This is a genomic window from Rahnella bonaserana (assembly GCF_019049675.1).
In the GTDB taxonomy this organism is placed as follows: Bacteria; Pseudomonadota; Gammaproteobacteria; order Enterobacterales; family Enterobacteriaceae; genus Rahnella; species Rahnella bonaserana.
Genome location: NZ_JAFMOW010000066.1, coordinates 404126 through 424177, shown reverse-complemented (window position 1 = coordinate 424177; position 20052 = coordinate 404126). Strand labels below are relative to the sequence as shown.

The 20052-nt window shown below is 54.6% G+C and carries 16 protein-coding genes; 4 read left to right on the top strand and 12 right to left on the bottom strand.

Annotated features, from left to right (window positions below; genetic code table 11):
- Positions 1 to 460 precede the first annotated feature (460 nt).
- The 3 genes from nrdA to yfaE all read left to right on the top strand — a co-directional run bounded on the left by nrdA (position 461) and on the right by yfaE (position 4207).
- Positions 461 to 2743 (top strand): class 1a ribonucleoside-diphosphate reductase subunit alpha, encoded by a 2283-nt coding sequence (gene nrdA, locus J1778_RS19505; RefSeq protein ID WP_217174555.1) that lies wholly within the window; start codon positions 461 to 463, stop codon positions 2741 to 2743.
- Between the two features lie 72 nt (positions 2744 to 2815).
- Entirely contained in the window at positions 2816 to 3946 is a 1131-nt protein-coding gene (gene nrdB, locus J1778_RS19500; protein WP_013574613.1) for a class Ia ribonucleoside-diphosphate reductase subunit beta, read from the top strand.
- Positions 3947 to 4207 (top strand): class I ribonucleotide reductase maintenance protein YfaE, encoded by a 261-nt coding sequence (gene yfaE / locus J1778_RS19495; RefSeq protein WP_217174554.1) that lies wholly within the window; start codon positions 3947 to 3949, stop codon positions 4205 to 4207.
- A gap of 649 nt (positions 4208 to 4856) precedes the next feature.
- Here the strand turns inward: yfaE and J1778_RS19490 are convergent.
- Positions 4857 to 6062: a nicotinamide mononucleotide deamidase-related protein YfaY gene (locus tag J1778_RS19490; protein WP_217174553.1), complete on the bottom strand. Its 1206-nt coding sequence runs from the start codon at positions 6060 to 6062 to the stop codon at positions 4857 to 4859.
- Positions 6063 to 6189: 127 nt separating this feature from the next.
- Complete coding sequence (locus J1778_RS19485; RefSeq protein ID WP_129639044.1) at positions 6190 to 6735, bottom strand: YfaZ family outer membrane protein; 546 nt, start codon at positions 6733 to 6735, stop codon at positions 6190 to 6192.
- A 321-nt stretch (positions 6736 to 7056) separates the two neighbouring features.
- Between J1778_RS19485 and J1778_RS19480 the strand changes: the two genes are divergently transcribed.
- A complete protein-coding gene (locus tag J1778_RS19480) occupies positions 7057 to 8490 on the top strand; it encodes a catalase (RefSeq protein WP_217174552.1) in 1434 nt (477 codons plus the stop codon).
- Between the two features lie 51 nt (positions 8491 to 8541).
- Here J1778_RS19480 and menE read toward each other — a convergent pair whose 3' ends face one another.
- From menE to nuoM, 10 genes are all read right to left on the bottom strand, one after another.
- On the bottom strand, positions 8542 to 9930 hold the full coding sequence (gene menE, locus J1778_RS19475) for an o-succinylbenzoate--CoA ligase (RefSeq protein WP_217174551.1): 1389 nt from the start codon (positions 9928 to 9930) through the stop codon (positions 8542 to 8544).
- Positions 9915 to 10916: an o-succinylbenzoate synthase gene (gene menC, locus J1778_RS19470; protein WP_217174550.1), complete on the bottom strand. Its 1002-nt coding sequence runs from the start codon at positions 10914 to 10916 to the stop codon at positions 9915 to 9917. Before menC ends, menE begins: the two co-directional genes overlap by 16 nt.
- Entirely contained in the window at positions 10916 to 11773 is an 858-nt protein-coding gene (gene menB / locus J1778_RS19465) for a 1,4-dihydroxy-2-naphthoyl-CoA synthase (RefSeq protein WP_013574606.1), read from the bottom strand. Before menB ends, menC begins: the two co-directional genes overlap by 1 nt.
- Positions 11760 to 12557, bottom strand: coding sequence for a 2-succinyl-6-hydroxy-2,4-cyclohexadiene-1-carboxylate synthase (gene menH / locus J1778_RS19460; protein WP_217174549.1), 798 nt, complete (start codon positions 12555 to 12557; stop codon positions 11760 to 11762). The genes menB and menH overlap by 14 nt, the downstream gene beginning before the upstream one ends.
- Positions 12554 to 14227, bottom strand: a complete 1674-nt coding sequence (gene menD, locus J1778_RS19455) for a 2-succinyl-5-enolpyruvyl-6-hydroxy-3-cyclohexene-1-carboxylic-acid synthase (protein ID WP_217174548.1) — start codon at positions 14225 to 14227, stop codon at positions 12554 to 12556. Before menD ends, menH begins: the two co-directional genes overlap by 4 nt.
- Positions 14228 to 14250: 23 nt before the next feature.
- Positions 14251 to 15588 carry an isochorismate synthase MenF gene (gene menF, locus J1778_RS19450; protein ID WP_217174547.1) on the bottom strand — a complete coding sequence of 446 codons (1338 nt, stop codon included), beginning with the start codon at positions 15586 to 15588 and terminating at the stop codon, positions 14251 to 14253.
- A gap of 248 nt (positions 15589 to 15836) precedes the next feature.
- The gene (locus tag J1778_RS19445) at positions 15837 to 16145 is read right to left on the bottom strand and encodes a DUF883 family protein (RefSeq protein ID WP_112289943.1); all 309 of its coding nucleotides are present in this window, start codon (positions 16143 to 16145) and stop codon (positions 15837 to 15839) included.
- 116 nt (positions 16146 to 16261) lie between these two features.
- On the bottom strand, positions 16262 to 16777 hold the full coding sequence (locus J1778_RS19440) for a DUF1097 domain-containing protein (RefSeq protein ID WP_217174546.1): 516 nt from the start codon (positions 16775 to 16777) through the stop codon (positions 16262 to 16264).
- A 192-nt stretch (positions 16778 to 16969) separates the two neighbouring features.
- Entirely contained in the window at positions 16970 to 18430 is a 1461-nt protein-coding gene (gene nuoN, locus J1778_RS19435; protein WP_112289939.1) for an NADH-quinone oxidoreductase subunit NuoN, read from the bottom strand.
- Positions 18431 to 18436: 6 nt separating this feature from the next.
- On the bottom strand, positions 18437 to 19966 hold the full coding sequence (gene nuoM / locus J1778_RS19430; protein ID WP_217174545.1) for an NADH-quinone oxidoreductase subunit M: 1530 nt from the start codon (positions 19964 to 19966) through the stop codon (positions 18437 to 18439).
- Positions 19967 to 20052: the final 86 nt, after the last annotated feature.

Sequence of the window (20052 nt, the reverse complement as noted above, 5' to 3'; positions counted from 1 at the left end):
TTGGTGGCTTTGAGGGAATTTGCGTTATGGCAAGGGGGACGACGCGGTTAAAACGTTAGTTTTTAGAGCGTTGGCCGCACCTTTGGTCGCAACATGATTTTTTAGAATAGTTATCCAGATCAATATAGCATTTTTTTCTAACGTTTAATAAACCGGCAGTCGATCACCTTTCTTAAAAATATAAGAAAATCGTATCTGAGATATTGACAGGATTGTCGCGCCAGCAATGGCGTACTCTTCAGGCTGGGCTCAAAAATTTCTCCCCAACTTATCCACAAAACCGGCCATTTTGTTCACTTGCAAAAGGGGCATTCAGTCACTATCTTGTCATCAGAAAATAACAAACCCACAATATATTGTGTTTATATCCTGACCAGCACACTAGGGACTCCTTGTGCTGCCGCGCGTGTTTTGCGTGGTCGGGTCAGACCCTTTATAAACCTTTGAGGTATCGCCCCGAATGAACCAAAGTCTGCTTGTAACTAAACGTGATGGCCGCACAGAACGCATCAATCTTGATAAAATCCACCGTGTCATTGACTGGGCAGCGGAAGGTCTTCAAAACGTATCAGTTTCTCAGGTAGAACTTCGTTCACACATCCAGTTCTATGACGGGATCAAAACCGCTGACATTCACGAAACAATCATCAAAGCAGCGGCTGACCTGATCTCTAAAGATGCACCGGATTACCAATATCTGGCTGCACGTCTGGCTATCTTCCACCTGCGCAAAAAAGCCTACGGCCAGTTTGAACCACCAAAACTGATCGACCAGGTGACCCGCATGGTTGAAATGGGCAAATACGACAGACATCTGCTGGAAGACTACACGGCTGAAGAGTTCGAGCAGATGGACAGTTTTATTGACCACTGGCGTGACATGAATTTCTCCTACGCAGCGGTTAAGCAGCTGGAAGGGAAATATCTGGCACAGAACCGTGTGACCGGCGATATCTACGAAAGCGCTCAGTTCCTCTACATTCTGGTAGCGGCCTGCCTGTTCTCCGGCTACCCGCGCGAAACCCGTCTGGATTACATCAAACGTTTCTACGACGCGATTTCTACTTTCAAAATTTCTCTGCCTACGCCGATTATGTCCGGCGTGCGCACCCCAACCCGTCAGTTCAGTTCTTGTGTTCTGATCGAATGTGGCGACAGCCTGGATTCCATTAATGCGACCTCCAGCGCCATCGTGAAATACGTTTCACAACGTGCCGGTATCGGCATCAACGCCGGTCGCATCCGTGCGCTGGGCAGCCCGATCCGTGGCGGTGAAGCGTTCCACACCGGTTGTATCCCGTTCTACAAGCACTTCCAGACTGCGGTGAAATCCTGTTCTCAGGGCGGCGTTCGTGGCGGCGCAGCGACGTTGTTCTATCCGATGTGGCATCTGGAAGTGGAAAGCCTGCTGGTTCTGAAAAACAACCGTGGTGTTGAAGGCAACCGCGTCCGTCACATGGACTACGGCGTGCAGATCAACAAACTGATGTATCAGCGTCTGGTAAAAGGCGGCGACATCACCCTGTTCAGCCCGTCCGACGTGCCTGGCCTGTACGATGCATTCTTTGCCGATCAGGACGAATTCGAGCGTCTGTATGAGAAATACGAGCAGGACGCCAGCATCCGTAAGCAGAAAGTGAAGGCGGTTGAACTGTTCTCCCTGATGATGCAGGAACGTGCTTCAACCGGACGTATCTACATTCAGCACGTTGACCACTGCAACACCCACAGTCCGTTTGATCCGGCTATCGCGCCAGTTCGTCAGTCCAACCTGTGTCTGGAAATTGCGCTGCCAACCAAACCGCTGGACGATGTTAACGACGAAAACGGCGAAATCGCACTGTGTACGCTGTCTGCCTTCAACCTCGGCGCGATCGAAAGCCTGGACGATCTGGAAGAGCTGGCAGTTCTGGCGGTTCGTGCCCTCGACGCCCTGCTCGATTATCAGGATTACCCGATCAAGGCCGCAAAACGTGGCGCGATGGGTCGTCGTACCCTGGGTATCGGCGTGATTAACTACGCTTACTATCTGGCGAAAAACGGCGTGCGTTATTCCGACGGCAGCGCAAACAATCTTACGCACAAAACGTTTGAAGCTATTCAGTATTATCTGCTGAAAGCGTCGAACGAACTGGCGAAAGAACAAGGCGCGTGCCAGTGGTTCAATGAAACCACCTATTCACAAGGCATCATGCCGGTGGATACCTACAAGAAAGATCTGGATGCGATTTGTAACGAGCCGCTGCATCTGGACTGGGATACGCTGCGTGAAAGCATCAAAACGCACGGCCTGCGTAACTCCACGCTGTCCGCCCTGATGCCGTCCGAGACCTCTTCGCAGATCTCCAACGCCACCAACGGTATTGAGCCACCGCGCGGACACATCAGTATCAAAGCATCGAAAGACGGGATCCTGCGTCAGGTTGTGCCGGAGTATGAGCGTCTGAAAGATCAGTACGAACTGTTGTGGGATATGCCGAACAACGACGGCTATCTGCAACTGGTTGGCGTGATGCAGAAATTCATCGACCAGGCGATTTCGTCTAACACCAACTACGACCCGTCGCGCTTCCCGAACAGTAAAGTGCCGATGAAACAGTTGCTGAAAGACTTGCTGACAGCCTACAAATTTGGCGTCAAAACTCTGTATTATCAGAACACCCGTGACGGTGCTGATGATGTGCAGGAAGACATGAAAGCCGACGTGGCTGACGACTGCGAAAGCGGCGCCTGCAAAATCTAATCATCTGTTTTAACTCAATATATTATTCAAAACCCCCGTCAGGGGGTTTTTGCCGAGAATTTCGAGGAAGTTATGGCCTACAGTACTTTTTCCCAGAATAAAAACGATCAGCTTCTTGAGCCAATGTTCTTTGGCCAGTCGGTTAACGTTGCCCGTTTCGACCAGCAGAAGCATGAAATCTTTGAAAAACTGATTGAAAAGCAGCTGTCCTTCTTCTGGCGTCCTGAAGAGATTGATGTTTCCCGCGACCGTATCGACTTCCAGGCGTTGCCGGATCACGAAAAGCATATCTTCCTGAGCAACCTGAAATACCAGACGCTGCTCGATTCCATTCAGGGCCGCAGCCCGAACGTGGCGCTGCTGCCGCTGATCTCTATCCCGGAACTGGAAACCTGGGTAGAAACCTGGGCGTTCTCTGAAACCATTCACTCACGTTCTTACACGCACATCATCCGTAACATCGTGAACGATCCGGCGATTGTGTTTGACGATATCGTGACTAACGAAGAAATCCTCAAGCGCGCGAAAGACATCTCAGGTTATTACGACACGTTGATCGAGATGACCAGCTACTATCACCTGCTGGGCGAAGGCACGCATCAGGTCAACGGCAAAACCGTCGTGGTTAACCTGCGTGAGCTGAAGAAAAAACTCTACATCTGCCTGATGAGCGTGAACGCGCTGGAAGCCGTGCGTTTTTATGTCAGCTTCGCCTGTTCATTTGCGTTCGCTGAACGTGAACTGATGGAAGGCAATGCGAAAATCATCAAGATGATTGCCCGTGACGAAGCCCTGCATCTGACCGGGACTCAGCACGCGCTGAACCTGCTGCGTTCAGGTCAGGACGATCCGGAAATGGCAGAAATCGCCCTGGAATGTCAGCAGGAATGTCACGACCTGTTCGTCCTCGCGGCACAGCAGGAAAAAGACTGGGCGGAATACCTGTTCAAAGACGGTTCGATGATTGGTCTGAACAAAGACATTCTGTGTCAGTACGTCGAGTACATCACCAACATCCGTATGCAGGCGGTAGGTCTGGATGCGCCGTTCAAAACCCGTTCCAACCCGATCCCGTGGATCAACGCCTGGCTGGTGTCTGATAACGTGCAGGTTGCGCCGCAGGAAGTGGAGGTCAGCTCCTATCTGGTCGGTCAGATCGACTCTGAAGTACACGCAGACGACCTGAGTGATTTCGAGCTGTAAATGACGGAAAGAACGATCACACTTTCAGCAAACGGCCAGCAACTGGCGTGTAAGCCAGAGCACCGCAATTTGCTGGAAGTGTTTGAACATCATCAGGTTGAAGTCGAATATCAGTGCCGCGAGGGCTATTGCGGGTCATGCCGGATGAAGCTGATAAACGGTGCCGTTAAATACAGTGAAAAGCCCTTAGCTTTCATCTCTGACGGCGAGATTTTGCCATGCTGTTGTATGCCGGTTGGGGATATTGAGATTGCGTTTTGATGGGCTGCCGCCCATGCCTGCCTTTAGCTTTTAGCCTTCAACATCAAGATATTGGGCTCGCCGCCCAAACTGACCTTAATATCAACACCGTGGGTTGCCACCCACACTGGCCTTAGGGGTGGCTTATCGCCGCCACCCCTAAGAACCCCGGGCTCTTTCACTGCGCGCTGTCGCAGGTACGACGGACATGTTCCAGCGCAATAGTGAGTGGCGCAAATCCAGGTGCTTCGCACTGCCTTCTCTCGGTGTTACTCGGCCTGCGGCCTCACCCTTCGGGCCGTCACTTCGTGACGTTGTCTCGCAGAGCTCGACCCGAGCCGATGGTCTCGAAGCCGCTCCGTTCAGCTGAATTTTGATCACGCCAATCAACTTTTTTAAAAGAGGCAAACAGTCTTCTTTTGAATTTAAGATCGTACGGGCGTTTCAGAAAGCTTGCTGAATGAGAGGTTGCAGACCAAAGGCTGCAATCCCGAAATGAAGGCACCGCGCAGCGTCAAGATTTCCAGCCTGCCACTGCGGTAACTGAAACATAGCCAGCGAGCGGAGCACGCAGTAAAAGAGCCGGAGATTCTTAAGAGGCGCGGCGATAGGCGCCTCTTGAGGCCAGTTTGGGTGGCAACCCAAGGTCTTGACCTGGCTTTTGTAAAAGCTAAACCTTAGCGACCCGATCCAGCCACGGATAATCCGCCACCGGCTCCCAGCCGTTCAGATAGCGCCGCAACATATCCATTGCCACCATCGCCATCGTCTCCTGGCGTAATGCCAGACCGTGCCGCGTCGCGGTGTAACGAATGGTTAATCCGCTGGTGCCGGATGGCGTATGAAGTGCCAGACTCAGTTGATCCCCTGACAGCGCGCCGATGGCCAGTGCCAGTTGTGCGCCGGTGGTTTCAGCCAGATTCTGCGCGCGCGCCAGTAAGCATTCGAGGGATTTTTCCGGCGAGGCTTCGCCGCCCTGCGGCAATAACTCGCCGTTGACCAGCGGAACGCCGGCGCTTTGCAGACGCCAGTTCAGCAGGCCGCCGGTGAAACTTTCGCTGACCGCCAGACGCAAATCCTGCGCCAGCAGACGCTCCGCCAGACGATCCGGCAGGCTGCCCAGCCCTTCGAAAATGGTGCTCTCCCCCGCCACTTCACGCACGCGCTCGAACGCTTTGTGCATGGCAACTTCCTGCGAGCGCGGGCCGGTGACTTTCAGCTCGATAATCGGCGAGGAAGAGCGGTAGCCCATCACCACGCCTTCCGGCAGTTCGAGTGTATCCAGTTCCGTGGCCAGATCACTTTCACCGCGACCGAACGTCGTGAGACGCAGACACAGTGGGGCTTCCAGCGCCGGAAACTGTTTATGCAGACGCGGAACGATTTGCTGCTCCACCATCACTTTGAATTCTGAAGGTACGCCCGGTGTGAAGAAAATCTGGCAACGGTTGAGCTTCACACTGAAGCCGCAGGCGGTGCCGACCGGGTTATCCAGCAGCTCAGCATTGGCAGGGATCTGCGCCTGTTTGCGGTTGGATTCAGCCATCGGACGGCCCCGTTCGTTGAAGAATGCCTGCATGGTTTCAATCCAACCGGCATTTTCCACCAGCTCCACACCGCAGGCTTTGGCCGCGGCCAGCGCGCTTAAATCATCAGTGGTTGGTCCTAAACCGCCGTTCACAATCAGCACATCGGCGATATGGCTGCGTTCTTCAAGAACGGCCACCAGCGCCTCCAGGCTGTCGCCCACGGTTTCACGGCTGGTCATCGGCAGACCTTGTTCGAACAGATAATTCGCCAGCCACGCCGAATTGGTATCCACAATCTGGCCGTGCAGCACTTCGTCACCCGTACTCAGCATCTCAACCCTAAGCATCCCGTTCTCCTTCTGGTTTTTTTGTCATTCCACTGTAGAAAGGCTGAGAGAGAAAAACAATCTCCGTACCGCAGAAAACAAAAAGGCTCGCACGAATGCGAGCCTTCAGATTTTGCTTCAGACAAAATCAGAAATTGATGGCGCCGCCTAAATATGCACCGTCAGCCACGACGTTGTCACGGTTGCCGTCTTTGCCGTCCATCGCCATGTAGCGGTAACCCACGCTCACGGTCACCAGTGGAATGGCGGTCAGACGGATGCCTGCGTTCGCTTCTTCATAGTTTGCGATGCCACTGGAGAGTGAATCCGGAGAATAATAATAGTCACCGTACAGGGTGAACATTTTTGCGATTGGCAATTGCAGACCACCGCCGACCGCAGCAGCGTAACCTTCGTCGCCGTCTTTCGGATTGGTATACAGACCTTTACCGCCAACGGTTGCCATGAAAGGCCCTAAAGGAATGTTGTAACCCAAACCTAAGCCTGCCACATCACCGTCGTCATCGTTATGAGTGTAATCACCGCTCAGTGCAAGACCCGGAGAAGTGGTACCAAAGCCCACGCCTAGGTGCGTGTAGTGTTCGCCGACTTCACCGTTAACACTGATGGCGTTCGCAGAAGCCGCGGCAAACATAAGGCTGGCAGCGGCGCCAGCGACAAGGATCTTTTTCATTATTTTTCCCAAATAATAGCTAAACGACATTAAATCTTCCGCCAGAAGTCTAAAGCAATTCACTCTGTTGTAACAACTTTTTGGAACTTTTAAACATTCAGCGGGGCAGGGAAAATTGTAAGAAACATCGTTCTCATTGATGAAACGAAGCTTTCCCGTCGAAATGATAACTCCCACCTATTTGCCCCTGATCAACATATGGTTTATTTGTAATGGGTAGAGTCAATTTGGCTTAGGGAAAAAACCGCTAACAAGGATTGTTATTATCTGCTGCATCTTCTTTGACCTACAAACACCCGTTTTCACTGAAAGGAATTTGTTATGACCAAGAAAGGTTTAACTACTGCCGCTGGCGCGCCTGTCGTCGATAATAATAACGTAATGACTGCAGGCCGCCGTGGCCCGTTACTTCTGCAGGATGTCTGGTTTCTTGAGAAATTAGCGCACTTCGACCGTGAAGTGATCCCTGAACGTCGTATGCACGCCAAAGGGTCCGGTGCTCACGGTACGTTTACCGTCACGCACGATATTACCGCTTACACCCGCGCAAAAATCTTCTCCGAAATCGGCAAGCAAACGGACATGTTTATCCGTTTCTCAACAGTGGCCGGCGAACGCGGTGCGGCGGATGCTGAGCGTGATATCCGCGGTTTCTCGATGAAGTTTTACACCGAAGAAGGCAACTGGGATTTAGTCGGCAACAATACGCCGGTGTTTTATCTGCGCGATCCGCTTAAATTCCCTGACCTGAACCACGTTGTAAAACGTGACCCGCGCACTAACCTGCGTAATCCGGCGTATAAATGGGACTTCTTCTCTCATCTTCCGGAAGCCCTGCATCAGTTGACCATCGACGCCAGTGACCGCGGCCTGCCAACCTCTTACCGCCATATTCACGGTTTCGGCAGCCATACATTCAGCTTTATCAATGCCGGAAACGAGCGCTTCTGGGTGAAATTCCACTTCCGTTGCCAGCAGGGTATTGAAAACCTGATGGATGATGAAGCAGAAAAACTGGTGGGCACCGACCGCGAAAGCTCTCAGCGTGACCTGTACGAAGCGATTGAACGTGGCGATTTCCCGCGCTGGAAATTGTTCGTGCAAATCATGCCGGAAGCGGATGCTTCAAAACTGCCTTACAACCCGTTTGACCTGACCAAGGTCTGGCTGCACAGCGATTATCCACTGATCGAAGTCGGTGAATTCGAGCTGAACCGCAATCCGGAAAACTACTTTGCTGAAGTGGAACAGGTTGCCATGAGCCCCGCGAATGTGGTGCCTGGTATCGGTTTCTCACCCGATCGTATGTTGCAGGGACGTCTGTTCTCGTACGGCGACGCGCACCGTTATCGCCTGGGTGTGAACCATCATCAGATCCCGGTTAATGCACCAAAATGTCCGTTCCATAACTATCATCGTGATGGCGCAATGCGTGTGGACGGTAACAGCGGCAACGGCGTGACATACGAGCCGAACAACGCAGGTCTGTTCCAGGAACAACCTGATTTCAGCGAACCGCCACTGAGCATTGAAGGCGCGGCCGATCACTGGAATCACCGTGAAGATGATGATTACTTCACCCAGCCGCGCCTGCTGTTCAATCTGCTGTCGGAAGCCGAACATCAGCGTATGTTTGCGCGTATTGCGGGTGAGCTGAAACATGCGTCGCCGGATACGCAGGCACGCCAGCTGGCGCTGTTCTATAAAGTCTCCCCGGCTTATGGCGCAGGTGTTGAGAAAGCCCTGAAAGACTGATTTTGCGCTGCAGAAATGACGAGGGCCGCAATACGCGGCCCTTTTTGTTGCTTACACATGCAGGGAGGACGAAAGCCTGTCTATCCACTGGCGGACACTGGCACGCGAGATTTTAATCCCGCCCTGCGCCAGCGTTTCAGGCAGCGAATGATAGGCCACCGGCAACTGAAAGCGCGGGATCTTATTGCTCAGCCAGAGATTGAGTTCCTCATACAACAGCCCGGCTTGTGCTTCCAGCACTGCGACCGGCCGCTGACCAAATTGCTCGTCTTCCACCGGCACCACAAACGCCTGAGAAACTTGCGGATGGCTCACCAGCACTTTCTCAATATCTTCAGGCTGTATCCCTTCCCCGCCGCTGAAAAAGAGATTATCCAGCCGCCCGGCGATCAGCAGTTCATCATCACGCCATTTTCCCCGGTCACGGGTATGTAACCAGCCATCAGCACTGACAACTGGCGTCAGTGCGCCATTTTTCCAGTAACCGCAGGCCAGACTGTCGCTGCGGATCAGAACTTCCTGATCGACGATTTTGACGTCTTTCCCGCTGAGCGGTTGCCCGACGCCCGCAGAACCCTCCGCGCGTTTTGCCGTCACAGTAGACGCCGTTTCGGTCATGCCATACCCGCACCAGCAGCGGATACCGGCGCGTTCCGCCTGCAGGGTTAATTCCGGCGGGATCTGCGCGCCACCCAGCAGAACGTCTTTGAGTTTTTCAGGCAGCGACCTGCCTTTAAGCAGACGCCAGAGTTGGGTCGGTACCAGTGAGGCATGGCTGCATTGTTCCAGCGCCACATCAAACGGTTGTCCGTCGGCCAGCACCAGCGTCGCGCCGGCCAGCAGCCAGCGCCAGATGATGCCCTGTCCGGAAACGTGGAATTGCGGCAAAGAGAGCATCCAGCTGTGGTGCTGTGTAAAAGTGATCAGTCCCAGCACGCCTGCCGCACTGGCGAGATGCGCGGCAGCGGTATGCGCGGCGGCTTTAGGTAAACCCGTGGAGCCGGAAGTCAGCGTCAGGGTGGCCACGCGGTCCGGTCGCCATGCGACGGCGCTGACGGACCAGGCATTTTGCAACGAGAGTGCGGGAATATTCAGATCAAGCGCCGTTTCAGCCAGATCGAGCATAAAATCAATATTGAGCTGAGAAAGCAGTTCGTCGCATAACGCGTGAGGCAATTGTGGATTAAGCGGCAATAAGCGCGCACCTGTCTGTAACAGCGCCAGATAACTCAGCAACGCATCCAGATTATTTTTACTGCGCAGTACCACACCGGTACCTTCTGTCACACCCTGCGCAATAAATCCGGCGGCCAGTGAATCAATACGATGCTGTAAATCACGCCAGCACCAGCTGACATCTCCGGCTTTGAGCGCCATCGCAAAAGGGGTCTGCGCAGACCACTGACGCCATGGCCAGTCAGTCATTACTTGCTCTGCCATATCACCTCCAGCGCGGATACATCCCTCAGCGGAAGCGCTGAATCCGGCCAGCAACGAATCAGCTGCGCCTGCATCAGATCCAGCGTGTCCAGTCCCGGAACCGCATCCGGAGTCAGCCACTGCGCGATACGCGCCAGCTGTGTCAGCCCCAGACTTGATTCAATGGATGAGCTGATCACCGCTTCCAGCCCGGCGGCATGCGCCTGCGCTATCAGCTGACGGCAACGCATCAGACTGCCGGTGAGCGTAGGTTTGATGATGATAGCTGCCACGCCCGGTTCAGCCTGTACGGTAAAACCGGCTTCACGCACGCTTTCATCCCAGGCGATCGCTATACCGGTCAGACGGGCAAAGTCGCGGGACTGTTCGCGGGTCAGACAGGGTTCTTCGATAAACGTGATGCGGGATCGTAGTTCCGGCGCGACGTGGCGGGCAAATCCCGCGGCCTTAACCGGCGTCCAGCTGCGGTTAGCATCGAGACGCAGATGCAAATCCGGCAAGGCTTCCAGCAGCATGCTGACATTCAGGCCGTCGCCGACAGATTCATACAACCCGACTTTAACTTTGGCGACCTTCCGGCCATGCGCATCTGCGGGTAATGCGCCAAGGCGAGCATAAAGCTCATTCGGATCACCGTGACACAAAGGCGCACAGCGCGTACTCAGCACCTGCGGCAGTTCATCGCGCAATTCGGCATCGGCACAGCTCAGCCCGAAAGCCACCGAAGGCAACGCACTGAATGCGGAAGCAACCGCTGTCAGCGACGCACCCTGCATCCACTGACTCAGACCATGCCGGGCGGCTTCCTGCGCATGAGGCAAGTCTTCCTGACTAAAACCGGGCAGCGGCGCAATCTCGCCCCAGCCGGTTTTATCGTCCTGCCACAATGAAACCAGCAGCCCGTCGCGCGTTTTGAGACGCTGGTTGCGCAGCACCACGCCCGCTTCCATTGGCAGGCTATACCGGTACACCGTGGCGCGGCGCATTATGGATTCCGCTTAAATTTGCTGAAGTCCGGCTGACGTTTTTCGTTAAACGCGTTGCGGCCTTCCTGACCTTCGTCAGTCATGTAGAACAGCATGGTGGCGTTACCCGCCAGTTCCTGCAAACCAGCCTGACCGTCGCAATCGGCGTTCAGAGCGGCTTTAAGGCAACGCAGCGCCATCGGACTGTTTTCCAGCATTTCACGACACCAGCGCACGGTTTCTTTTTCCAGATCCGCCAGCGGAACCACGGTGTTGACCAGCCCCATGTCCAGCGCGGCTTTGGCATCGTACTGACGACACAGGAACCAGATTTCGCGGGCTTTTTTCTGCCCGACAATCCGCGCCATATACGACGCGCCCCAGCCGCCGTCGAACGAACCGACTTTCGGGCCAGTCTGGCCGAAGATGGCGTTATCAGCCGCAATGGTCAGGTCGCACATCATATGCAGCACGTGGCCGCCGCCGATGGAATAACCTGCCACCATCGCCACGACAGGTTTCGGACAGGTACGGATCTGGCGCTGGAAATCCAGCACATTCAGATGATGCACACCGCTGGCATCCTGATAACCGCCGTAGTCGCCACGGACTTTCTGATCGCCGCCGGCACAGAAGGCTTTTTCGCCTTCACCGGTCAGCACAATCACGCCGATACCTTCATCATTACGGGCGTCATCGAGGGCGCGGATCATTTCTTTCACCGTCAGCGGGCGGAATGCATTACGCACCTGAGGACGGTTGATGGTGATTTTAGCGATGCCATCGGTGGATTTGTGATAACGGATATCTTCAAACTCACCGGTGCAGTCACGCCATTCGACCGGCGCGTAAAGTTCTTTTTCATCAGGATAAATCATGTGCAACGTCCTTTAAGACAGGTGAAATAATAAATGCCAGCGCCTGACGGACAAATTCCGCCGGATTTTCACGGTGGGCGTTATGCCCGGCATTGGCGATAGTGCGCAGTTCAAAACCGGAATGCTGCGCGAGATGAATAAATTTGGTGTCATGGCTGCCGCATAACCACACAAACGGCACGGAAAGCTGATGGAGTTCCCCGCGCAAATCGGGTTGCACCGAGAGCGATGTCGCCGTGAGCATCGCAGCTACGACATGCGGATTGTTGTTTTCCCGCAGCAAAATCAGCTGCTGTCGCTGTTCATCGGTCAGGCTGGAAAAAACCGGCTGGCGATACCAGCTGGCGAGCGCCTGTTTCCAGGGCAGTTGCAAAAAGCGCGTTGCCCATTGCTGATCGTGATGCCGGCGTTGCGCGCGTTCTGCCTGACAGTTAAGTCCCGGATGCGCCCCCTCGACCAGCACGCCCTGCAATCCGCTGCGATCACCCTGACACGCGTGATACAGGCTGATACGTCCGCCGAGCGAGTAGCCGATAAGCCAGTACGACGAGATCCCCTGCTGATGCAAAGTATCGGTCAGTAACTGGCTGACATCCGCAAAACCGGCTGCGGTCACATTGGCCGAATGGCCATGCCCCGGCAAATCAACAAACAGACAAGGCCAGCCTTCGAGTGCTGGAAGTAACGGCTGCCAGTCTTGCACACTGCCCAGCAGGCCGTGGAGAAATACCAGCCACGGACGGCCAGTGGCTCCGGCATTTAGCGAAGTACAGGCCAGCGTCATAACGCGCTCATCTCGCAGACCAGCGCCCGCAGGCTTTCTGCTCCGTCCGTTTCACTCACTTTCAGCTCGATCAGCTTCACGCCGCCATGCTGCCAGCATTCGGTGACAGCCTGATATAGCGCAGGCATGGATGTCGGACAGGCATAATCAAGCCCGAACATTACCGCCGCATGACTGAAACTGACGTTCTGCGGCATGCAGTAAAAACGCTGGCGCTCAGCCTCTGGCGTAGGCAGCAGCGAGAAAATCTGTCCGCCGTTATTGTTAACAATAATGATGACAGTGGGTGCAGAGCACTGACGCATCAGCGCCAGCGCGTTCAAATCATAAAGTGCAGAGATATCGCCAAGCAGCACCAGCGTCGGTTTGCAGGTGGCGCGCTGCACGCCCGCAGCGGTGGAAAGCAAGCCATCAATACCGCTTGCGCCGCGATTGGCAAAAACAGGATAACCGGCTGGCAGTTGGGCATACGCATCGACCAGCCGGACAATCAGGCTGTTGCCGAGGAATAACTGGCCGTGTATGGGCAATAATGCAGGAAGCTGCCATGCGGCGGCGGCTTCCCCAAACGTGCCATCGAGATGAGTTTTTACTGCCAGACTGGCCCTTTGTGAACAGGCGTCAAGTTCTTCCGCCCAGTCAGGCTGTGGCTGAGCCGGATGCGTCAGCAACCAGTCAGCGACCGTCGCCTGTATACGACGCCCCCGGTGCTGCGCCGGATCCTGACGACCCGGCAGCGTATCAATCAGCCAGTATTCTTCGGGTTCACACGCCGCCTGCCATTGCAGTAAACGTTTACCGGTTAAACCACCGCCAAACTGAATCACCAGCTGGGCACGTTCCAGCACGGCCTGCGCCTGCGGTGAAGCAAGCCATAAATCGGCACAGGGAAGCGGATTTCCCGTTGAAGCCTGAACGTCGCTGATCAGCGGCCAGCCAAGCTGTTCGGCCCAGCGGGCAACTAACCCACTTTCCTGCGCTGAAATGCGACCGGCAATAATCACGCCGCGCTTTTGCCGCCATGAAAACCAGTCCGGCTGTGCGGTGGTATGTTCAACCGGTGAGTAACCGAGCCACGGCTGATGTCCCTGCCACCAGTCGCCAAGCTGTTGCAACCAGTCCAGATGTTCGCCGTTGTCTTCGCCATACAGCGGTTCGGCGAACGGACAGTTAATATGCACCGCACCGTGCGTCTGCTGCGCCAGCGTATTATCCAGCGCAGAAACCAGCCAGCGGGCGCTGATTTCCGGAGTCGGACGCGGTAAATCCAGGGTTTGTACCGGATGGCTGGCGAATATCCCGGTCTGGCGGATCGCCTGATTTGCGCCGCAGTCAATGAGTTCCGGCGGACGGTCGGCGGTAAGCAGCACCAGCTTTTCGCCGGTCAGCCCGGCTTCAATCAGCGCCGGATAAAGATTGGCTACCGCCGTGCCGGAGGTGACAATGATCGCCACACGCTGCCCGCTGGCTTTTGCCAGTCCGAGCGCCAGGTGGCCAAGGCCGCGTTCATCAAAATGGGTATGGCAGATAAGGTGCGGATGCGCAGCGGCGGCAAGGGTCAGCGGCGTGGAGCGGGAACCGGGTGCGATGCAGACATGCTGCACCTGATGGCGGGTCAGGGTTTCGAGGAGCAGCGTCGCCCAGCGGCGGTTAAAAACGGCAACAGACATGGTCAACTCACTCCGGCAAAGGATTATCCGGCCTGAACGGCAGGCGTGTAGTGCTCTTCCAGCAAAGTACGCAGACCTGCGGCTTTGTTTTCGATTTCCTGCCATTCCTGTGCAGCGTCAGAACCGGCGACAATTCCTGCGCCGGCATAGAGTTCCAGATGATGTCCTTTCACCGCCGCAGAGCGCAGCGCAACGGTAAACTCCGCCTGTTCAGCACTGATGTATCCGGCAGAACCGGCGTACCATTCTCGGTCAAAAGGCTCAAATTCAGCGATAAATTCGCGGGCTGCCTGGCGCGGCAATCCGGCGACGGCGGCCGTAGGTTGCAGACGTTGCAGACACCCGGCGTCATCAGAATCTGTGAGTTCGCCATGAATGCTTCGGCGCAGGTGTTGCACTTTGCGCAGACGTAAAATCTCCGCGGGCATGATGTCGAGTGATTGCGCCCCGCCCTGCAGACGCTGGCAAATGTCATCGACCACCAGCAAATTTTCGCGCTGATTTTTACCGTCATTCAGCAGCCAGTCGCCCAGTTGCTGTGCTTTAAAATCATCAGGATCATTGGCGACTGTGCCCGCCAGTGCTTCGGTATACAGCTCATCGTGGTTGCGCAGGAACAGGCGTTCAGGGCTGGAGCCCAGGAATGCCTGTTGTGGCGTGAACGCCAGCATAAAGTGGTAGCAGTGGTGATTCACCGCACGGCTTGCAGCCAGAAATGCGCAGGCATTCAGCGGCTGGCTGAGAGTCAGCGTTGTCTTGCGCGCCAGCACCACTTTGTCAAATTGCTGCGCTTCGATGCAGTTCAGTGCGCGGGTAATGAGCTGATTCCACTGGGGCTGCGCCGGTAAATGCTGGTGCTGTAATACGCGGGAGGTGATCGGCGGTAAAGCCTGGCTGACGACCAGAGAACGCAGGAACAAACGGGTACGGCGCGCTTCCTCACGTAACGAACGGGCACTGAAAAGCGTACAACGTAACCAGTAGCGGCTGCCCTGCCGGCAAAGTTCGATGCGCGGGAGAAAAAGTGCGTTGGCAGCAAAGGCGGAACTGTCGGCACCGTTGAAGGCGTTCAGCCCCCAGATATGCAGATCCGGCACATCCTGATGTTCGCGAATGAAAGCCTGAGCCTGTGCGGTATCGCCAAAAGCATAGGCATCGCCACAAACCGCGGCTTCTTCATTACCATCACGCTGTTGCCAGTAAAATTTCGGGTAGCAAGGTTGCGCAGACAACCATTCCAGCAGGCCGGTGTCTGGCTGTTTTTGCAGGGAATAACTGAACTGCCGGATCCCCGCTGTATCAGGCCATTCGCCTGCAAGCGTTGTATCGAGCTGCTCAATGATTGCTGATATTTGTTTCACCGCTACCTCGGGCCATACCGGATGTTTAGTGACGGGCAGAAATACCCTTCTGGATCAAAAAACGGGTTGGATCAATTACGGATGAATTATGCGGCGATACGAAAAATGAAAATATGCGACAGATCAAGCTGAAGTGAGTGCTGTTAGCTAAGAGGGAGTATAGGAGCAGACAAAGGAGTTATCAAATGCGTGGAGAGCAGGTGCGTGGAGAACAGGAGCAGCAGGACGCTGCCCCTGAAGAAATGACATTAGCGACGCAGTAACAGGCCGACAACCAGGCCGACAGCGGCACCCACACCTACGCCATGCCACGGATTTTCGCGCACATAGCTGTCCGTCTGTTCCGCGACGTGACGTGCTTTCTTGCAGTAAGAACGGGCGGAAGGATCAATACGGGATTTGATGTCTTTCAGTGCGTTTTCAGCACGTGCTTTAATTTGCACGTATTTCTCATCCGCTTTATCGCCGGAAGATTTCAGCACTTCTTCCAGAGTTTCAGTCAGCATACGCAAATCGTCATCTAACGAATTCTGCTGTGTCTCAAATTGGTCAGCCATGGTTATCTCCTTATGATGTGTTCGGGTCTTCTAAAAACTTCTGCTGCCATTAACCCTAGCGCAGTTCCGCTTTAATTGCCCGACAGATCATCAAAAACTGTCGTAAAAACGGGGTTTTAAGAACCTTCTGACCCTTTAACATCTGTAAAAACGGTGGCCTTTTTAGCACTGCTCTGCTGCTTTTCGCGCTGTTTCGCCAGCCATAATCCGCTGTTTTTCATCGCGTAACCGAATACCAGACCGACCAGCAATGACACCACTACCTGGCGCCAGTCGCCCTGCGCGGCAAAAGTTGCACAGGCACCGATAAAGGTTCCCGGTACAAACGCCAGCCACTGCTGTCGTGCCTGAATACACATCAGGAAGGCGACGATGCCGGTCAGCATATAACCGAGAATGCTCCATTCGGGACGCATGGCGCTGCCCGCAATGATGACTACCGCCCAGAATACGCCACTGAGACAAGTCAGTGTGCTGATCAGTAATCCGCGCAATCCGCCCTGCGGACAGGCGAAATACGCCGTACACCCGAGGAAGCCCGCCCAGCTTATCAGACCAAGGCTGATAGCCACCCAGCCCCAAATACCGGAGAGGATGCCGGTGGTTATGGCAATCATCACTAAAACATTCATGGTGTAAACCTGTACGAATCGGAACAAGCGCGCAGTGTACGCATTGGCAGGAATAATGGAATGGGAGAGATCACAAAACTAATGTAATAATTTGCTGAACGTACATATAAATGTGATTTGCATCACACAAATACATCGATGCGATTAAAAAAGCCGCTCATGAGAGCGGCTTTGTCAGACTCTGGCGCTAAATCAGAGCAGCGGCTGTGCCATCTGAACCAGCGAGATCAGTGGCTGCGGGAAGATACCCAACAACAGCACCAAAATCGCGGAAATCAGTACGACGACCCCACCCGCCGTGAGCGCCCAGTTGTTCGGCGTATCACGAACCAGCGTTTCAGGCGCGCTCAGATACAAACTCACCGTTACGCGCAGGTAGTAGTAAAGACCAATCGCAGAACCGACAACCACAGCACCGGTCAGCCACCACAGATGCGCGGTCACACCGGTCGCAATCACGTAGAACTTACCGATAAAGCCCAGCGTCATCGGAATACCGGCCAGTGACAGCATCATCACGGTCATTACCGCAGACAGGATTGGCTTATGCCAGAACAGACCACGGTAGGAGAACAGCGATTCTGCGTCCGGACCTTTGTACGGGCTGGACATCAGGCTGACCACACCGAAAGCACCGAGGCTGCTGAACAGGTAACCGGCCAGATAAACACCGACAGTTTCCATCGACAGCTGATGCGTTTGTACTGCAATCAGCGCCACCAGGAGATAACCGAGGTGAGCGATAGAAGAATAACCGAGCAGACGTTTGATGTTGCTCTGGCTGATCGCCATCAGGTTACCGACCAGAATCGAACAGAAGGCGATAATCGCCAGCACGATACGAATCGATTCGCTGTCAGCCACCGGCGCATACAGGAACAAACGCATAACCACGGCGAAGATTGCGATTTTGCTGGCGGTTGCCAGGAAAGTCGAAACCGGTGCCGGTGCGCCCTGATAGACATCTGGCGTCCACAGGTGGAACGGAACCAGTGACAACTTGAAGCCCAGACCAACAATCATCATGCCCAGACCGGCCATCAGCAGTGGCTGGTGCAGCATCACGCCATCGCCCAGATTTTTGCCCAAAGACGCGAAGGACAAATCACCGGATTGTGCGTACAACAACGCCATACCGAACAACAGGAAGGATGACGCGGCGGCTGACAGCAGCATGTATTTGATAGCCGCTTCCAGCGAGCGTTTCTGGCGATAGGCATAACCAATCAGACCGAACAATGGCAGGGAAATCAGTTCGATCCCAAGGAACATTGACGCCAGATGGTTAGAACATGCCAGCAGAATGCCGCCCATAGCCGCAATGAGAACTAACAGGTAGAACTCTTCGCGGTTGTCCGGATAACCGGCCAGCCATGGATAGGCAAACGTGCTGGTGGCCAGACTCGCCAGCAGCACCAATCCGATGTAGAACATCGAATAACCGTCAACGCGCAGCAGCGGTGTGACGTCCTGCGGGCCGACCTGCCCGACGTAGTAAAGGGAAAGTAAGGCAACGTTCAGCCCGATGACTGTCAGTGTGGCATTAAGAAAATGGTCGCGTCGCCACGCAATGGACAGCATCACCACCACCACCGTCAATCCGACGATCATCAGCGGTAATAGTGCGATCAGATTTTGAAGTGTAAATGTCATGGCGAGTTACGGCCTTGTCGTTGAAATAGTGGAAACTGAAGACCCGAACCAGTGCTGAATGTTGCTCATCGCGGCACTTGAAGTATCCAGAATTGGCTGCGGGTAGAAGCCCAGTGCCACCAGCAATACAACAAGTAACAAGATGATCGACAGTTCGCGTGAGGTCATGCCCGGCAGCGGTTCGTCAGATTTTGCTTTGCCGTAGTAAGCGCGCTGCATCATCACCAGTGAGTAAACCGAAGCAAACACCAGACCAAAGGTTGAGATGACAGTGATCACCGGAACAACCGGGTAGCTGCCGAAGAGGATCTGGAATTCACCGACGAAGTTACCTGTACCCGGCATCCCTAAGGTGGCGACGGCGAAGAACAGCGACAACGCTGGCAGGTATTTGATGCGTCCCCACAATCCGCCCATCTGGCGCATATCACGGGTATGCAGACGTTCGTACAACTGACCACAAATGATGAACATACCGGCTGCGGACAGACCGTGAGCGATCATCTGGATCACTGCACCCTGGTACGCCAGCTGGCTGCCTGTGTAGATGGCAATCAGCACGAAGCCCATATGCGAAACAGAGGTGTACGCAATCAGACGTTTAATATCAGTCTGGCAGAACGCCATCCACGCACCGTAGAAGATACCCACCACACCCAGCCACATGGCAATCGGCGCGAACTGGTGAGACGCTTCCGGGAACAGCGGCAGACAGAAACGCAGCATCCCGTAGGCTGCAGTTTTCAGCAAGATACCGGCTAAGTCGACGGAACCCGCGGTTGGTGCCTGACTGTGTGCATCTGGCAACCAGCCGTGCAATGGCACAACCGGCATTTTCACTGCGAAGGCGATGAAGAAGCCGAGCATCAGCAGATATTCAACACCGTGAGACATTGGCGTTTTCAGCAGGTCAGCGTAGTTGAATGTCCACACGCCGGTGGCGTTGTAATGCACAAACACCAGACCGAGGATGGCAATCAACATCACCAGACCGCTTGATTGCGTGTAGATGAAGAATTTGGTTGCTGCGCTGATACGCGTTTTACCGTCTGATGCTTTGTGTCCCCACAAGGCAATCAGGAAGTACATCGGCACCAGCATCATTTCCCAGAAGAAGAAGAACAGGAACATGTCGATGGCGAGGAACACGCCGATCACGCCGCCGAGGATCCACAGTAAGTTCAGATGGAAGAAACCCTGATACTTCTGGATTTCACGCCACGAACAGAGGATCGCCAGAACACCCAACAGACCGGTCAGAACCACCATCAGCAGGGACAAACCGTCCAGCGCCAGATGGAAGCTGATGCCAAAACGAGGGATCCACGGCACCGAGAACTCGGATTGCCACTGTGGAATACCCGCAGGCGTCGTTAATGAATATCCTCCCTGCAACCACAATTGCACGGAAAGAGCCAGCGTCAGCCCCATCGCAATTAACGCGATCCAGCGCGGTACTTTGCTCCCAAAGCGCTCAGTCTGCCAGCACAGCAGCCCGCCGATAAAGGGGATAAATATTAGCCAAGGTAATAGCATGGCGTGTCGTTCCCTTCTTTTATGCCCGAAGGCTATTTCACTTGCCGGTCCGTTACGCGAACAGACCGGCATTGATAACTACACCC

Coding starts and splice junctions, on each gene's coding strand:
- nrdA (WP_217174555.1), top strand. CDS start 461: ATGAACCAAAGTCTGCTTGTAACTAAACGTGATGGCCGCACAGAACGC.
- nrdB (WP_013574613.1), top strand. CDS start 2,816: ATGGCCTACAGTACTTTTTCCCAGAATAAAAACGATCAGCTTCTTGAG.
- yfaE (WP_217174554.1), top strand. CDS start 3,947: ATGACGGAAAGAACGATCACACTTTCAGCAAACGGCCAGCAACTGGCG.
- J1778_RS19490 (WP_217174553.1), bottom strand. CDS start 6,062: ATGCTTAGGGTTGAGATGCTGAGTACGGGTGACGAAGTGCTGCACGGC.
- J1778_RS19485 (WP_129639044.1), bottom strand. CDS start 6,735: ATGAAAAAGATCCTTGTCGCTGGCGCCGCTGCCAGCCTTATGTTTGCC.
- J1778_RS19480 (WP_217174552.1), top strand. CDS start 7,057: ATGACCAAGAAAGGTTTAACTACTGCCGCTGGCGCGCCTGTCGTCGAT.
- menE (WP_217174551.1), bottom strand. CDS start 9,930: ATGGCAGAGCAAGTAATGACTGACTGGCCATGGCGTCAGTGGTCTGCG.
- menC (WP_217174550.1), bottom strand. CDS start 10,916: ATGCGCCGCGCCACGGTGTACCGGTATAGCCTGCCAATGGAAGCGGGC.
- menB (WP_013574606.1), bottom strand. CDS start 11,773: ATGATTTATCCTGATGAAAAAGAACTTTACGCGCCGGTCGAATGGCGT.
- menH (WP_217174549.1), bottom strand. CDS start 12,557: ATGACGCTGGCCTGTACTTCGCTAAATGCCGGAGCCACTGGCCGTCCG.
- menD (WP_217174548.1), bottom strand. CDS start 14,227: ATGTCTGTTGCCGTTTTTAACCGCCGCTGGGCGACGCTGCTCCTCGAA.
- J1778_RS19445 (WP_112289943.1), bottom strand. CDS start 16,145: ATGGCTGACCAATTTGAGACACAGCAGAATTCGTTAGATGACGATTTG.
- J1778_RS19440 (WP_217174546.1), bottom strand. CDS start 16,777: ATGAATGTTTTAGTGATGATTGCCATAACCACCGGCATCCTCTCCGGT.
- nuoN (WP_112289939.1), bottom strand. CDS start 18,430: ATGACATTTACACTTCAAAATCTGATCGCACTATTACCGCTGATGATC.
- nuoM (WP_217174545.1), bottom strand. CDS start 19,966: ATGCTATTACCTTGGCTAATATTTATCCCCTTTATCGGCGGGCTGCTG.